Here is a 15,597-nt window from a genome sequence, read left to right on the forward strand (position 1 = left end):
GCCAGCACCAAGAATCAACGGGGCCAGCGGCCCCGTTTTCATTTCCGTCGCTATTTCAATCAGTCGCGCTCGAACACCGCGATCGACTCCACATGCGAGGTGTGCGGGAACATGTTCACCGCACCGGCCGACGTGCAGCGGTAGCCCGCTAGATTCACCAACAAGCCGGCATCGCGCGCCAGCGTTGCCGGGTTGCAGCTGACATAGACGATGCGCCTGGGCGGCGTCCAGCCGGGCGCCAGCGAGGGATCCTGCACGACATCGGCCAGGGCCTTGGAGAGCGCAAACGCCCCCTCGCGCGGTGGATCCACCAGCCAGCGGTCCGATTGCCCATCGGCCACCAGAATCTCCGGCGTCATCTCGAACAGATTGCGTGCCACGAAACGGGTCTTGTGGTCCAGCCCGTTGCGCTTGGCGTTCTCGCGCGAACGCGCCACCAGGGCCTCGCTGCCCTCGATGCCCAGCACCTCGCGCGCCTGTGTGGCCAGCGGCAGGGTGAAGTTGCCCAGGCCGCAGAACCAGTCAATCACGCGCTCGCCCGGCTGCACCTGCAGCAGACGCAGGGCGCGCCCGACCAGGGCCGTGTTGATATGGTGATTGACCTGGGTGAAATCGGTGGGCTTGAAGGGCATCACGATACCGAATTCCGGCAGCGTGTAGGCCAGCTCGGGACCACCCTCGTCCAGCAGATGCACCGTGTCCGGCCCCTTGGGTTGCAGCCACCATTGCACGTCGTACTGTGCGGCGAAGGCGCGCAGGCGCGCCTTGTCCGCATCGCCCAAGGGCTCCAGATGGCGCAACACCAGCGCGATCACCAGCGTGCCGCTGGACTCGCCAATGGCCAGCTCGATTTGCGGCAGACGGTCGCGCTCGTCCATGCTGGCGATCAGCTCGCGCAGCGGCACCAGCATGTCGCTGACGCGCGGCGGCAGCACCTTGCAGACCTGCATGTCGGCCACATAACGGCTTTTGCGCTCGTGGAAGCCCACCAGCACATGGCCCTTCTTGGCCACATAGCGCACCGACAGGCGCGCGCGATAGCGATAGCCCCAGGCCGGCCCCTCGATCGGGCGCAGCATCATTTCGGACTTGACCTTGCCGAGGTGCCAGAGGTTGTCCTCCAGCACACGCTGCTTCACCGCCACCTGCGAGGCCACATGCAGATGCTGCATCTTGCAGCCCCCGCAAGCGCCGGCATGCAGACCGAAGTTCGGGCAGCCGGGGCGCACGCGCTGCGAACTCTCGCGCCGCATCGCCACCATCGCGGCCTGCTCCCAGTTGTTCTTCTTGCGGCCGACCTGGACCTGGACCTCTTCACCGGGCAGGGCGCCCTCGATGAATACCACCTTGCCCTCTTCGTTGTGGGCCACACCTTGGGCTTCCAGGTCCAGCGATTCGACCTTGAGCCATTCAGATACTTGCGTCATGGGGCGGCATTATCCCAGCCCCGCGCCCGGACTCACGGCCTCAGAAGATCGCGTCGCGGCTGATGCCGTGACGCATCATGTTGCGCTTGAGCTTGTTGAGCGCCTCGATCTGGATCTGGCGGATGCGCTCGCGCGTGAGTCCGAGGCGGATGGCCAGCACATCCAGGGTCTCGGGCTCGCGGTCGGCCAGGCCATAGCGCCCCGCCAGCACCTCGCGCTCGCGATCGTTCAGCGCCGCCAGCCCATGGGCCAGCAACTCCTCCAGCTCATGGCTGAGCCGCAGGCCCATCGGATCCACGGCCTGCTCGTCGGCCACCAAATCCATCATCGACTCGCCGCCCTCACCGTTGCGGTCCACGGGCGAATCCAGCGAACTCGGCAGCTCGGCATAGGCCAGCAGCTCGGAAACCTCGCTGAGCGGCCGCCCCAGCGCCGCGGCGACCTCGTCGGCACGCACCTGGGCCTCGCCACCATTCTGGCTGGCCAGGGCCTCCAAAGCGCGCCGCGCCTTCAGCACCTGGTTGAGCTCACGCACGATGTGCACCGGCAGGCGCACCAGCCGCGCCTGATGCATCAACGCACGCTCGATGCTCTGGCGTATCCACCAACTCGCGTAGGTAGAAAAGCGGAAGCCGCGCTCGGGCTCGAACTTGCCGATCGCGTGCATAAGGCCGAGATTACCCTCCTCGATGAGATCGCTCATCGGCAGGCCGCGGCCAAGGTAGTTCTTGGCAATGCTGACGACCAGCCGCAGGTTGTGCTGGATCATCGCCTGGCGCGCCGCGAACTCGCCGGCACGCGCACGCACGGCCGTGTCGTATTCCTGTTGCGGCGTCAGCAGCGGCGTGCGGCGAATGTCGCGCAGATAGGCCTGCAGCGCATTGCCAAGTTCGACATCGGCACCATTCGTGATCGGCAGGCGCAGCGCCTGCACGTCATCGTCATCCGGCGCCGGCTTGGCGTCGGCATCAAACTCGGCCAGGTCGATGGGCGGCCGGGTCGGGCTGGTAGAGGCAACGCGATGCAGTGACATGACGCGGCGCCTCCATCCATCAACGGGCCGGCAAGAGCTTGGCCGGGTCTATGGGCTTGCCCTGCTTGCGTACCTCGAAGTGCAGCTTGACCTGGTCCGCATCGCTGGAGCCCATCTCGGCAATCTTCTGGCCCTTGCGCACCGGCTGGTCTTCCTTCACCAGCAGGGTCTGGTTGTGGGCATACGCCGTCAGGTAAGTGGCGTTGTGCTTGATGATGATCATGTTGCCATAGCCTCGCAAACCAGATCCTGCATACATCACGCGGCCGTCGGCGGCGGCAAGCACAGCATCGCCGGCCTTGCCCGCAAAGGCAAGACCTTTGTTCTTGACCTCGTCGAAGCCCGTCAGAATGCCGCCGGCGGCAGGCCAACCGAACTGCGGCTCATCGTCCCCCTCCTTGGCCGCCGCCACGGCCGGCGCTGTCGACTGAGCGGGCGCAGCGGCGCTGGCCGCCGCGGATGCCGCACTTGCGGCAGCCGCAGCCGGCTTGCCGTCCAGTGGCTTGGTTTCGACCTTGGCCGAACTGACCGGGCGGGCATTCACGCCCGCTGCGTCCACCCCTGGCGCCACCACACGCAAGACCTGACCCACCTCGATCAGATTGGGATTCTCCAGGCCGTTCCACTTCACCAGATCACGCCAGCTCTGCCCGTTCTCCAGGGCGACGCGAATCAGGGTGTCGCCCGGCTTGACCGTGTAGTAACCGGGCTTGCCGGCGTTCTCGCTGCCGGCCGGCAGCTTGCCCTCGGGTGTCGTGCTCGCGGCCGTGGTCGGCGAAGGCGTGGCCGCCGGCTTGGCAGGCGCACCCACGGCGCGCTCCTCGACGGGCGCGCGGTGGCTGGGCGAGGCACAGGCGGCCAGCAAAAGCACCAGCGCGCCGGCCGCCAGGGAGGTCCATCGACGATTCAAGATCTGTTGCATGCGCTCTCGATTGCAAAGGCTGAGGGGCAAGACTGAACCAGGGCCCGCGTGGGCTCGGTCAGCGGCCTACAAGACACCGGATTTTAGGGGCACGAAAAGCACCGACTCCTGCAGGCTTCGTATGAATTGGCTAACGCCGGCTTCCACCAGATGGTCCACCACCACCAGCACCTGGCCGCGCCCGCTGGGTGCCGTCATCGGCGCCACCAACCGGCCACCGGGGGCCAACTGGGCCAACCAAGCCGCAGGCAGATCGTCGCCACCGGCGGCGGCGATGATGCTGTCGTAAGGCGCCGCCGGCGCATGCCCCAGCATGCCGTCGCCATAGAGCAGGCGGATGTGCAGCGCCTTGATGGCGGCGAGATTGACGCGGGCCTTGTCGTGCAGGGGCCGCAGCCGCTCGATCGACACCACCTGCCTGGCCAGTTGCGCCAGCACGGCCGCTTGATAGCCGCAGCCGGTGCCGATCTCCAGCGTCTTGCCCAGATGGCCGCGCTGCTGCGCGCCGGGCGCGGCCAGCATCAACTCGATCATGCGGCCCACCACCGATGGCTTGGAGATCGTCTGACCATGCCCGATGGGCAGGCTGGTGTCCTCATAGGCCTGGGTTGCCAGTGCGGTGTCCACGAATTCGTGACGCGGCACTTGCGCCAGCGCGGCCAGCACCCGCTCATCACGCAGGCCATCGAGGCGCAGGCGCTGCACCATGCGCTGACGCACGCCGGCCGAATCCAGGCCAAGCCCGCTCGGCGTGGTCAGGCGCGCCGCATCGGCAGCGGCCTGCTGCAAATGCCGCTGTGGCATCAGCACCTCGCGCGCCACGCCGCCGCCGGCGCGGGCGCCGACCTTGTCGAGCGCCAAAGGAAAGCGCTTGCCGCGGGCTCCGGGCGAGTTCAAGTACGCGCTCCGCCGTTCGACGCCAGGCTGGCGCGCCAGGCAGGCAGCGCCGCATGATCGGTGAGATCAACCTGCAAGGGCGTGATGGAAACGGCGCCCGCCGCGGTGGCATGAAAATCGGTGCCCGCGCCGGCCTCGCGCGCGTCACCCGCCGGCCCGATCCAGTAGATGGGCTCGCCGCGCGGGCTCGATTGCTTGATCACCGGTTCGCTGGCATGGCGACGCCCAAGGCGCGTCACCAGGCGGGGCAGGGCCACGGCATCGGCACGATTGGGGATGTTGACGTTCAAGAGGAAGGGGCGGCCCAGGCCTCCCGCCACCACCTGCTGGATCAGTTCGCGCGCCAGAGCGGCGGCGGCGTCCAATTCCCCCCAGCCCTTCTCCACCTGGGAAAACGCGATCGAGGGGATGCCGAACAGAAAGCCTTCGGTGGCCGCAGCCACGGTGCCGGAGTACAGCGTGTCGTCGCCCATATTGGCGCCATTGTTGATGCCCGAGAGCACCAGATCCGGCTTGTAGTCCAGCAGCCCGGTCAGGGCCACGTGGACGCAGTCCGAGGGCGTGCCGTTCACGTAGCGGAAGCCGTTCGACGCGGTGAACACCGACAAGGGCCGCGTCAGCGTCAACGCATTCGAGGTGCCGCTGGCATTCTGCTCGGGGGCAATCACCTCGATCTGCCCCAGCCCTTCACAGGCTTTCACCAGGGCCTGGAGGCCGGGGGCCAAATAGCCGTCATCATTGGCGATCAGTATGCGCATGCGGCGCATTGTAGGCAGGCGCGGCGTCACCTGAGCGACCACCGGCGTTGCCGCGCCTGCCTATGATCCGCCGTCCCATCATCGAGGAGTGAGCCATGCAAGCTTGGTTGTGCGAGAACCCCACCGGCGTCGACGCCCTGCGCTGGACCGATATGCCCGCGCCCGAGCCACAAGCCGGTCAGCTGCGCGTCGCCATCAAGGCCGCCAGCCTGAACTTTCCGGACCTGCTGATCGTCCAGAACAAGTACCAGATGAAGCCGCCGCTGCCCTTCGTGCCGGGCACCGAATTCGCCGGCATCGTCGAGGCCGTTGGCGATGGCGTGAAGGGTTTCAAACCCGGCGATGCGGTGGCGGCCTTTGCCGGCACCGGCGGCTTCGCCACCCATGCCTGCATCCCCGCCGCATTGGCGATGCCACTGCCTCCGGGCTTTGCGTTCGCCGATGCCGCCGCCTTCATCTGCACCTATGCCACCAGCCATCATGCGCTGATGGATCGCGCGGCCCTGCAGACCGGCGAAACCGTGCTGATCCTGGGCGCCGCGGGCGGTGTCGGCACGGCCGCCATCCAGATCGCCAAGGCCGCGGGTGCCCGCGTCATCGCGGCCGCATCCAGCGACGAGAAATGTGCCCGCTGCATCGAACTGGGAGCAGACGCCAGCATCAACTACAGCAGCGCCAGCCTGCGCGACGAACTGAAGGCACTCACCGGCGGCAAAGGCCCCGATGTGATCTACGACCCGGTGGGCGGCAGCCTGGCCGAGCAAGCCTTCCGCTCCATCGCTTGGCGTGGTCGCTACCTGGTGGTGGGCTTTGCGCAGGGCGAGATCCCTGCCCTGCCCTTGAACCTGGCCCTGCTCAAGGGCGCCTCCATCGTGGGCGTCTTCTGGGGCGAATTCGCCAAGCGCGAACCCGAACGCAATGCGCGCATGCTGGGCCAGTTGGCTGAGTGGTACGCGCGCGGCCTGGTGAAACCGGTGCTCGACCGGGTACTGCCGATGACACAGCTGCCCGCAGCCTTCGAGCGCATGAGTTCGCGCCAGGTGGTGGGCAAACTTGTGGTTACCAACGACTGAACGCGGGCTGCCGGCGGGCGGGGGAGAATGACTTCGAAGCAACACCCCCTCCCTTCTTCACGGGGCATGCAAGCCTGGCCATGTGCGCTAGGATCCGGCAACCAGCTCAATCTCAGGCCATGGCAGTCAAAGTACTCATCATCGAAGACAACCCGGTCGCGCGCAGTTTTCTGTGCCGCGTGGTGCGCGAGAGCTTCAGTGATGCCATGGAAATCATCGAGGTCGGCGACCTGGAGGGCGCTCGCCGTCAGGTCGCCAAGCTGAACCACGAGAATTCCGAGCTCGGCTTCAAGCTGATTCTGGTGGACCTGGAGCTGCCGGATGGCAATGGCATGGAGTTCCTCGCCGAGTTGGTGGGCACACCGGCGGTGAAGATCGTGACCACGCTCTACTCCGACGACGACCACCTCTTCCCGGCACTGCAATGCGGCGCCGATGGCTATCTGCTCAAGGAAGATCGCTTCGAGGTGCTGGTGGAGGAATTGCAGCGCATCGTGCGCGGCCAACCGCCGTTGTCACCCGCGATCGCGCGCCGCCTGCTCTCGCACTTCCGCCCCGGATCCACCGGCGACAGCGGGCCGATGGGCCTGAACTCCGGCTTTGGCAGCCTGTCTTCCAGTGCCGCGACCCACAGCAACCGCGGCGTGGTGTTGGACCCCGCACCGGAATGGGAGCGCCTGACGCCCCGTGAAAACGAAGTGCTGACCTATCTCAGCAAGGGCTTCACCATCAAGGAAATCTCCAACCTGATGGGCATCAAGTGGTTCACCGTGAACGACCACATCAAGTCGATCTACAAGAAACTGAACGTGTCGAGCCGCGCCGAGGCTGCCGTTCTGGCCAGCAAGCAAGGCCTGGTCTAAAGGCGCTCACCCGATCCATCGGCCTGCGCCTGCAGGACCACCAGGTGGCTTGAACCCTCGGTCTGCGCCATGTGCGCCTCTTGCCGCCCCTCGTGCGGATCGAAGACGCCGCCGCACAGCCCCAGCAGCGTCACCACCGCAATCAAGCTGATCCAGTTCTGCGGATCCTTGGCCAAGCTCGCCAGGGAGATCAGTTTGCCCAGTTTCACTCGCACTTGCATCATGTCGCTCCAACGCTAGAGCGGGCCGGCAGCCCACTCGACTTGCCAGGCGGCAAGCATGGATACGAATGTACTGTATAAACGTACAGTGACGCAAGTCCGCAAATTGAGGCGTTGAAACCGCCAATGCAAAAGACCCCGGGGCTTGCGCCGCGGGGCCTTTGAATTATTTGGGGTGGCTGATGGGACTCGAACCCACGACAACAGGAATCACAATCCTGGACTCTACCAACTGAGCTACAGCCACCGCAGAGCCTACGATTATAGGCCGATTTAAATCTTCTTGGGAAGCACTATTTTCAATTGCTCGCCGCGGAGGCTGCCGCCGCTACGGCCGAGACCTTCAGCGTCGCCTTGTGGTGCGCTTTCAAGGCGCCATAGAAGGCCTGGCCCTCGGCGGCGGTCCAGGCTTGCGTGTACTGCGCCTGGGCGCGCTTGGCATCCACCACGGCCGGATCACGCGCCTCGATCTTGCTGATGCGCACCACCAGATAGCTGCCGTCTTCCGTGTCCACACCCACATGGGTCGGCAACTTGCTGACGTCGGCGCGCAGTACCGCCTCAAGGGCCTTGCCACTCAGCTTGCCCGGTTGGGCGCGCGACACCAGCATGGCGGCATCCAGGCCGGCCACATCGTCCGCCTTTTGCAGGGCCGCCAGACGCTCCTGGCCCGCCTTGGCCGCCAGTTCGCGCGACAGCTTGCGCAACAGTTGTTCGCGCACCTGCGGCAGCACATCCGCCAAGGCCTGCAGGCGCGCCGGGTTGTGCTGCACAACGCGCGCAGAAACCAGTTGGCTGGAGCCCGTCTCCACCGCTTCGGTATTGCGCTTGTTGCGCAATGCCTCGACGCCAAACACGGCCTCAAGCAGCTTGGCCGAGGCAAGCGGGCCGGTCGCGCCGGGCGCCGGGCTGCGCTGCACCGTGGCCGTCTGGATCGTCAGCTTGAGCTTCTCAGCCACCGGCTTGAGGCTGTCGGATTGCTCGTAGGCGGTGTTGCTGAACTGCTCGGCCACCTCGGCATAGCGTTTCTGCGCCAGCGCCTTGCGCACCTCGGCCTCGACCTCGGCCCGCACCGACTCGAAGCTGCGCTTGTCGCCACCGCGCACGCCGGTGAGATGGATGATGTGATAGCCGTAGTCCGTCTCGATCACATTGCTGATCTCGCCCTGCTTGAGCGCGAAGGCCGCGTCCTCAAACGGCTTGACCATGGCGCCACGGCCGAAGAAATCGACATCACCGCCGCGCGTCGCCGAACCTTCGTCCTGCGAGTTCGCCTTGGCCAGATCGGCAAAGCCGGCCGGGTTCTTGCGCGCCTGCGCCAGCAGAGCCTCAGCCTTTGCCTTCGCCTTGGCGCGCTCGTCAGCAGCGGCCGACTTCTCGGCCTTGATCAGGATGTGACTGGCGCGGCGCTCTTCCGCCACGCTGTAGCGCGACTGGTTCTCTTCGTAGTACTTGCGCAGATCTTCTTCGCTGAAGCTCGCACCCGCCTTCAGCGCCTCGGCATCCAGCACCACGTATTCGATGTTGGCGCTCTCCGGCAGCTGGAACTGCGCAGAGTTCTTGGGATCCTTGTAGAAGGCTTCCAGTTCCGCGTCGCTGGGCGCCAGCTTGGCCGCGAAATCCTTGGGATCGAAACGCTGCACCTGCACCTCGCGGCGCTGCAGCAGCGCATCGAAGGCCAGTGCGGCGCTGGCGTTGCCGCCCAGGCCGGAAGCGCTGATCGGCTGCAGCACCTGGCGAAGGGTCAGGTCTTGCCGCAAGCGGTAGGCGAAGATCTCGGAGTTCATGCCCTGGGCGGCCAGCATGCCCTTGTTGACGCTGCCGTCCGGGTTGCGCAGAAAAGCGAATTGCGGGTCGCTGCGGAACAGGCTCTGCAGGCGCTCATCGCTGATCACCAGATGTTGTGCCTGGGCGGCAGCCTGCAGCACGCGCTCTCGCACCAGGCCCTCCAGCGCTTCCTTGCGCACCTCGGGCGCATCCAGCAGCTTGGGATCCACATTCGGCGACTGGCGCCGGATGCGCTCGACCTGGTCGCGGTGCGCGGCATCCCACTCCACCTGCGTGATCTTGCGGCCGTCGACGCTGGCCACCCCCGCATTCGAGCCGTCCATGAAGCGGGTGTAACCCTCCACGCCCAGCAGCACGAACGACGGCAGTATCAGTATCAGCAACAGGAACTGAAACAGTCGGTTGTGCTTGCGTACGAAATCAAACATCGAGAACCTCTGACAGGCTTAGCGCCTACGCGTTCAAACGCTGAGTAAACATGGCCCAGGATCGACTGACGGCAGCCAACAGCACCGCCCTCGCCCGGCCTCAAACACGACAAAGGCGAACCATGGTTCGCCTTTGCGTCGGGTGACATTCTAGCCACTGCCCATGCCCGCAACTTGTAGGCATGACTGGTGGGCGCTGACGGGCTCGAACCGCCGACCTACTCCGTGTAAGGGAGCCGCTCTACCAACTGAGCTAAGCGCCCGGTATTCCGGGAATTGCAGCTGACCTGTCGATCAGTTCACCGCGTCCTTGAGCGCCTTGCCAGGGCGGAACTTGGGCACCTTGGCCGACTTGATCTTGATCGTGTCGCCGGTACGCGGATTGCGCCCGCTGCGTGCGGCACGCTTCGTGACGCTGAAGGTGCCGAAGCCTACCAGAGAAACCGAGCCATTCTTCTTCAACGTGGTCTTCACACCACCAATCAGCGCCTCCAGCGCACGCCCCGCCGCCGCCTTGGAAATGTCGGCCTGCTTGGCAATGTGCTCGATCAGTTCGGACTTGTTCACGAAGGTACCCCCTCAGTAGGTTTCACTGCACGACGCGACCGGCTTGCACCACGACGGCGCCATCTCGGCGCACATCAGTCAGCGAAGAGAAATGTCTTGCCCACGGGCTCCGGCACCCGGCAACTGCACGCACGCAGCGCCTGCGAAGCGACGACCGAAACCACCGCGGGAAGCGGATTCTAGACGCAATCAACAGCCCCACCGAGCAGGGAAAAGCCCCGATACAAATCATGGGGGAGGCGGGACTTTTGGCACAGTCGGACGCGGCCAGAGGCGCCGTCTCAGCGCATCACCAGCCGCACTCCCAGGGCGCTCAGGCCCATACCCAGCACCACCGCCCAAGCCAGACTCTCGCCGAACCAGAAATGCGCAATCAGGGCGGCACAGGGCGGGGTCAGAAACATCAGGCTGCTGACGCGCGTGGCCGCGCCATGCTTGAGCATGATGAAGAGCAGCGAGCTACCGCCCAGAGTCAGCACCAGCACCGACCACAGCATGGCCGCCACCAGATCGCCATGCCATTGCATCGACTGCGTCTCGAAGGGCAGCAGCGGCAGGCTCAGCAGACAGGCCGCCGCCAGCTGGATGCCCATGGCGCTGCGCGTGTCGCAGGGCGCCAGAAAGCGGCGCTGATAGATGCTGCCCGCCGTGATGCCGCACAGGCCCAGCAAGCCCAACAGGATGTTGGCCGCCGAGGCCTCGCCGGCGCCGAGCTTGCTCGACACCACCACCAGCACGCCCGCAGCCCCCAGCAGCAGACCCAGCCACTGGCGCGGCCCCAGGCGCTCGGCGGCATCGGCCGACGACAGCGAGAACCAGAGCGCCGTCAATAGCGGCTGCATGCCGGCGATCAGCGCCATCGTGCCCGCCCCCAGCCCGAGCTTGACGGCACTCCAGGAGGACAGCAGATAAACCCCGTGCACGAGCCCACCCACCACGGCCAGATGCCCCCATTGCGCCCGCCCGCTCGGCCATGCCGCGCGGCCCAGCAGCGCCCAGAGGCCAAAGCACAGTGCCGAGAGCGCAAAACGCAGCGCCAGAAAACTGGCGGCAGGCGCGTGGGGCATGCCCAGCCGGGCGGCCACGAAGCCGGTGCTCCAGATCGCCACGAAGACGGCAGGCACATAGGCCTGCCAGCGTTCAAGCCGCGCGTCCATCGCGATCGCGCCAGCGCCTCATCGTGCCTTGGCGCGAATCTCGGGCAGGGCCTTCTGCAGGTAGTAGACCATCGACCAGATCGTCAGCACCACCGCCGCCAGAATCAGGGCGGTGCCCCAGACATGGGTGTTGATCACGCCGAACAAGGGGCCATCGAACAGCAGGAAGGGGATGGCCACCATCTGCACCGTGGTCTTGAGCTTGCCCACCATGTGCACGGCCACGCTGCGCGAGGCACCGATCTGCGCCATCCATTCGCGCAGCGCCGAAATCGCGATCTCGCGGCCGATGATCACCAATGCCACCAGCGCGTTCACACGCCCCAGTTCCAGCAGCACCAGCAGCGCGGCGCAGACCAGGAACTTGTCGGCCACCGGATCCAGGAATGCGCCGAAGGACGAGGTCTGGTTGAGCTTGCGCGCCAGATAGCCGTCCAGCCAATCGGTCAGGGCCACCGCCACGAACAGCACCGTGGCCAGCAGGTTCTGCTGGGCCGGCGAGATCTCAAGGTGGAACACCCCGACAATCAGCGGGATGGCCACGATGCGGGCCCAGGTCAGGATGGTTGGCAGCGTGAAGAACATGCGGGCATTGTGCCCAAAAGCATGCACCACGCCGGGTCGCCCGGACGCTTTGCCTTCGCTTTGCCTCGGCTTTGTCGCTTTATTGCTGATGCAGCCCGTTTCAGTCCAGCGTGCGCGGCTTAAAGCGGCGCTGATCGTTGAACAGGAACACCTCGTTGAACTTCCAGGGCTGCGGCAGACGCGCGACGTTGCCGAAGGGCGCGGCACGGTGCACCGCATCGATGGCCAGTTGCACCGTGTCCAGGGCCTGACCGGGCTTGCGAAGCACATGAATGTTTTTCACGCTGCCATCCTGGCGCAGCTCGATCTCCAGCACCGGGATGGCCAGCAGCACCGCCGGCACCTCGCCCATATAGGTGCGATCCGGATTGGCTTCCACCAAACGCAGCGCGGCCTGCTTGCGCAACTCGTCGTGCGTGCGCACCGGCTTGGGCGGCGCGAGTGCCGCGGTCCCGTTCTTCGCCACGGGTGGCGCAGGCGCCTTGCCATGCGGCTCCGCCGTGGCCGCGGCGGCCGGTGCTGCCGGTGCCGCGGTCTCCCCGGCGGGCGGTGCCGACGGCCCCGAAGAACAGCCCGCCAGCACCAGACCCAGCCCCAGGCAGGACCACAGCCCACGGCCGCCACGCTTGTTCATCAGTACATCAATGCAGGACACGATAGATTTCCTCGGCAAGTTCCTTGGAGATGCCTTTCACGCTGGCAATCTCGTCCACACTGGCGGTGGCCACGCCGCGTACACCGCCAAAGCGCTGCAACAGCTGGGCGCGCTTCTTGGGGCCGACGCCAGGCACATCTTCCAGGCGTGAGCCGCCGGTGCGCACCGCGGCACGTTTGGCCCTCATGCCGGTGATGGCAAAGCGGTGCGCCTCGTCACGGATCTGCGCCACCAGCATCAGCGCAGCGGAGTCACGCCCCAGATAAACCTTCTCGCGGCCATCGGCAAACACCAGCTCTTCCAGGCCGACCTTGCGCCCCTCGCCCTTCTCGACGCCGACGATCAGGCCGAGGTCCAAGCCCAGCTCCTCGAAGACCTCGCGCGCCATCGCCACCTGGCCCTTGCCGCCATCGACCAGCACCAGGTCCGGCAACCGCGCCGTGCCCAGCTGCGCCCCTTCGGCCAGCTTGCTGTAGCGGCGTGTCAGCACCTGGCGCATCGCCGCATAGTCGTCACCGCCGGTGATGCCCTCGATGTTGTAGCGGCGGTACTGGCCGCTCTGCATCTGGTGATCTTCGAACACCACGCAGGAGGCCATGGTGGCCTCTCCCGCGGTATGGCTGATGTCGAAGCATTCGATGCGGAACTTGTCGAGCTCGGGCACGCTCAGATCCAGCGCCTCCGCCAGAGCGAGGGTGCGGGCCTGCTGCGAGCCCTCCTCCGACAGCAGCCGCGCCAGCGCCAGTTCGGCGCCCTTCACGCACATCTCCTGCCAGATGCGACGCTGACCGCGCGGCTGCGCCTGCGTGCTGACCTTGTAGCCGGCCTGCTCGCTCAACGCCACGGCCAGGGTCTCGTCCACCGCCTCGCTGGGAATCAGCAGGGCGGGCACGGCGGCCTCCAGGTAATGCTGGGCGATGAAGGCCTCCAGCACCTGGCGCTCGACGCTGGGGCGCGCGCCACCCGTCTCCTCATCATCCTCCAGCAGCACCGCGGCGGCATCGTCCACATGCTTGGGAAAGTAGGCGCGGTCGCCCAGGTGGCGGCCGCCGCGCACCATTGCCAGATTGACGCAGGCGCGCCCCCCCTGCACCTTGACCGCCAGGATGTCGACGTCGCGGTCGCGGCCGCTGGCGCTGTTCTCGTCCACCGCCTGCTGCTGCAAAACCTTGGACAGCGAGCTGATCTGGTTGCGCACCTCGGCCGCCAATTCGTACTGCATGGCATCCGCATAAGCCATCATCTGTACCTGCAGGCCCTGCATCACCTCGTCGGTCTCGCCCAGCAGGAAGCGCTCGGCATTGGCGACGTTGCGCGCGTACTCGGGCCCCTGCCCCGCGGGCACGCAGGGCCCCGAGCAGCGCCGGATCTGGTACAGCAGGCAGGGCCGGCTGCGGTTGTTGAACACCGTGTCCTCGCAGGTGCGCAGGCGAAACACCTTCTGTATCAGCTGTATCGATTCCTTCACCGCCCAGGCACTCGGGAAGGGCCCGAAATAGCGATGGCGCCGATCCACCGCGCCGCGGTAATAGCTCACGCGTGGAAAGGCATGGCCGCTGAGCTTCAGATAGGGGTAGCTCTTGTCGTCCCGGAACAGGATGTTGAAGCGTGGGTTCAGCGCCTTGATGAGGTTGTTCTCGAGCAGCAGGGCCTCGGCCTCGGTGCGCACCACCGTGGTCTCGAGCCGCGCGATGCGCGCCACCATCAGGCCGATGCGGGTGCCGCCATGGTCCTTCTGGAAATAGCTGGAGACGCGCTTCTTCAGGTTCTTGGCCTTGCCCACATAGAGCACCTGATCCTGGGCATCGAAGTAGCGGTACACGCCGGGCAGCGGCGGCAGTGCCAGCACCTCGGCCAGCACCTGCTCGCGCACCTCGCGGGCCACCTTCTCGACCTCGGCCACGCGCCGCGCCTCGGCCGCCTCGACCTGCTCGCGCTCCTGCGCCCAGCCGGCCAGGGCCTGCTCACCCAGTTCGGCGGCCTGCTCCGGCACCGGTGACAGCGGCGGCGAAGGCTGCGGGGGGCTTGGCGGCTTGACGGGCACATCACTCATGGGCCGGCATTGTGCCGCGGGCACCGCCCATAATCCTGCGCCATGACGTCAGCACTGCAATGGGATGTGTTTTGCCGGGTGGTCGACAACTATGGCGACATCGGCGTGTGCCTGCGGCTGGCGCGCGATCTTGCCCAGCGCGGCCAGCAGCTGCGGCTGTGGGTCGACGATGCCTCGGCCCTGCGCTGGATGGCCGACGATGGCCTGCCGGCGGGCCTGCAGGTGCGGCCCTGGGACGAGGCCGAGCACGAAGCGCTGCCCGGCGACGTGGTGCTGGAGACCTTCGGCTGCGAGCTGCCGGCGGCCTTTGTGCAGCGCATGGCGGCACGCCCCAAGGCGCCCTGCTGGATCAACCTCGAATACCTCAGCGCCGAACCCTATGTGGAACGCTCGCACCGCCTGCGCTCGCCGCAGCTCGCGGGGCCGGGCCGCGGGCTCGACAAATGGTTCTTCTACCCCGGCTTCACCGCACGCACCGGCGGCCTGCTGCGCGAGCCCGGCCTGCTGGACGCCCAGGCGGCCTTCGATGCGCCCGCCTGGCTGGCCGCGCGCGGCTGGCAGCCGCGCGAGGGCGAGCGCGTGCTGAGCGTGTTCTGCTACGCCAACGCCGCCTGGCCTCAGCTGCTGGCCAGTCTGGCCGAGGCGCCCACCCTGCTGCTGCTCTGCCCCGGCGCGCCACAGCAGCAGGTGCCCGCAGCGGCGGCGGTCTTGCAAGCGCTGCGCTGCATCTCCCTGCCCTACTTGAGCCAGGCAGACTACGACCGCCTGCTCTGGTCCTGCGACCTGAATCTGGTGCGCGGCGAAGACTCGCTGGTGCGCGCCCTCTGGGCCGGCAAACCGCTGCTGTGGCATATCTATCCACAAGACGATGGCGCGCATGGCCCGAAGCTGGAGGCCTTCATGAACCAGTATCTGGCCCATGCCGACCCCGACGGGGCGGCCGCGCTGCGCCAGGTCTGGCGTGCCTGGAACGGCCTGGCGCCCTGGTCGCCCGAGGCCGGCAGGGCCTGGTTGACCCGCCTCAAGCCAGGCCGGCAGCAGGCGCTGCGGTGGCGTGACGAAATGAGCAAGGCCGAGGATCTGTGCAGCCAGTTGCTCCGATTCGTCGCCGAATCAGGCTAAAATGCCGGGTTTCGTCGCGCCCGATACCAGGCTTGCGGGTGCGCCTAG

Annotated in this window: 15 protein-coding genes and 2 tRNA genes; 3 read left to right on the top strand and 14 right to left on the bottom strand. The window is 66.5% G+C overall.

The window, feature by feature from the left end; all coding sequences use genetic code 11:
• Positions 1–59: 59 nt before the first annotated feature.
• The 5 genes from rlmD to surE all read right to left on the bottom strand — a co-directional run bounded on the left by rlmD (position 60) and on the right by surE (position 5,037).
• Entirely contained in the window at positions 60–1,427 is a 1,368-nt protein-coding gene (rlmD, locus tag PFX98_RS21530; RefSeq protein WP_285232528.1) for a 23S rRNA (uracil(1939)-C(5))-methyltransferase RlmD, read from the bottom strand.
• A gap of 40 nt (positions 1,428–1,467) precedes the next feature.
• Positions 1,468–2,460, bottom strand: coding sequence for an RNA polymerase sigma factor RpoS (gene rpoS / locus PFX98_RS21535; RefSeq protein ID WP_285232529.1), 993 nt, complete (start codon positions 2,458–2,460; stop codon positions 1,468–1,470).
• A gap of 19 nt (positions 2,461–2,479) precedes the next feature.
• Complete coding sequence (locus PFX98_RS21540) at positions 2,480–3,382, bottom strand: peptidoglycan DD-metalloendopeptidase family protein (protein WP_285232530.1); 903 nt, start codon at positions 3,380–3,382, stop codon at positions 2,480–2,482.
• Positions 3,383–3,448: 66 nt separating this feature from the next.
• Positions 3,449–4,279: a protein-L-isoaspartate(D-aspartate) O-methyltransferase gene (locus PFX98_RS21545; protein WP_425334633.1), complete on the bottom strand. Its 831-nt coding sequence runs from the start codon at positions 4,277–4,279 to the stop codon at positions 3,449–3,451.
• Positions 4,276–5,037, bottom strand: a complete 762-nt coding sequence (gene surE / locus PFX98_RS21550) for a 5'/3'-nucleotidase SurE (RefSeq protein WP_285235669.1) — start codon at positions 5,035–5,037, stop codon at positions 4,276–4,278. Before surE ends, PFX98_RS21545 begins: the two co-directional genes overlap by 4 nt.
• A 95-nt stretch (positions 5,038–5,132) precedes the next feature.
• Between surE and PFX98_RS21555 the strand changes: the two genes are divergently transcribed.
• Both PFX98_RS21555 and PFX98_RS21560 read left to right on the top strand, forming a co-directional pair.
• A complete protein-coding gene (locus tag PFX98_RS21555) occupies positions 5,133–6,110 on the top strand; it encodes an NADPH:quinone oxidoreductase family protein (protein WP_285232531.1) in 978 nt (325 codons plus the stop codon).
• A 119-nt stretch (positions 6,111–6,229) separates the two neighbouring features.
• The gene (locus PFX98_RS21560; protein ID WP_285232532.1) at positions 6,230–6,973 is read left to right on the top strand and encodes a LuxR C-terminal-related transcriptional regulator; all 744 of its coding nucleotides are present in this window, start codon (positions 6,230–6,232) and stop codon (positions 6,971–6,973) included.
• Here PFX98_RS21560 and PFX98_RS21565 read toward each other — a convergent pair.
• From PFX98_RS21565 to uvrC, 9 genes are all read right to left on the bottom strand, one after another.
• Positions 6,970–7,182: a hypothetical protein gene (locus tag PFX98_RS21565; RefSeq protein ID WP_285232533.1), complete on the bottom strand. Its 213-nt coding sequence runs from the start codon at positions 7,180–7,182 to the stop codon at positions 6,970–6,972. The genes PFX98_RS21560 and PFX98_RS21565 overlap by 4 nt on opposite strands.
• A 183-nt stretch (positions 7,183–7,365) precedes the next feature.
• Positions 7,366–7,441: transfer RNA gene (locus PFX98_RS21570), tRNA-His, on the bottom strand.
• A gap of 52 nt (positions 7,442–7,493) precedes the next feature.
• On the bottom strand, positions 7,494–9,410 hold the full coding sequence (locus PFX98_RS21575; protein WP_285232534.1) for a SurA N-terminal domain-containing protein: 1,917 nt from the start codon (positions 9,408–9,410) through the stop codon (positions 7,494–7,496).
• A 187-nt stretch (positions 9,411–9,597) separates the two neighbouring features.
• Positions 9,598–9,673 (bottom strand) — tRNA-Val (locus tag PFX98_RS21580).
• A 31-nt stretch (positions 9,674–9,704) separates the two neighbouring features.
• Entirely contained in the window at positions 9,705–9,977 is a 273-nt protein-coding gene (locus tag PFX98_RS21585) for an HU family DNA-binding protein (RefSeq protein WP_282825557.1), read from the bottom strand.
• Between the two features lie 281 nt (positions 9,978–10,258).
• Positions 10,259–11,134, bottom strand: a complete 876-nt coding sequence (locus PFX98_RS21590; protein ID WP_285232535.1) for a DMT family transporter — start codon at positions 11,132–11,134, stop codon at positions 10,259–10,261.
• An 18-nt stretch (positions 11,135–11,152) separates the two neighbouring features.
• The gene (pgsA, locus tag PFX98_RS21595; protein ID WP_285232536.1) at positions 11,153–11,719 is read right to left on the bottom strand and encodes a CDP-diacylglycerol--glycerol-3-phosphate 3-phosphatidyltransferase; all 567 of its coding nucleotides are present in this window, start codon (positions 11,717–11,719) and stop codon (positions 11,153–11,155) included.
• A 100-nt stretch (positions 11,720–11,819) separates the two neighbouring features.
• Entirely contained in the window at positions 11,820–12,353 is a 534-nt protein-coding gene (locus PFX98_RS21600; RefSeq protein WP_285232537.1) for a hypothetical protein, read from the bottom strand.
• A gap of 7 nt (positions 12,354–12,360) precedes the next feature.
• The gene (uvrC, locus tag PFX98_RS21605; protein ID WP_285232538.1) at positions 12,361–14,427 is read right to left on the bottom strand and encodes an excinuclease ABC subunit UvrC; all 2,067 of its coding nucleotides are present in this window, start codon (positions 14,425–14,427) and stop codon (positions 12,361–12,363) included.
• A gap of 42 nt (positions 14,428–14,469) precedes the next feature.
• Between uvrC and earP the strand changes: the two genes are divergently transcribed.
• Positions 14,470–15,549 carry an elongation factor P maturation arginine rhamnosyltransferase EarP gene (gene earP, locus PFX98_RS21610; protein WP_285232539.1) on the top strand — a complete coding sequence of 360 codons (1,080 nt, stop codon included), beginning with the start codon at positions 14,470–14,472 and terminating at the stop codon, positions 15,547–15,549.
• Positions 15,550–15,597: the final 48 nt, after the last annotated feature.

Source organism: Paucibacter sediminis, assembly GCF_030254645.1.
Taxonomy (GTDB): Bacteria; Pseudomonadota; Gammaproteobacteria; order Burkholderiales; family Burkholderiaceae_C; genus Paucibacter_B; species Paucibacter_B sediminis.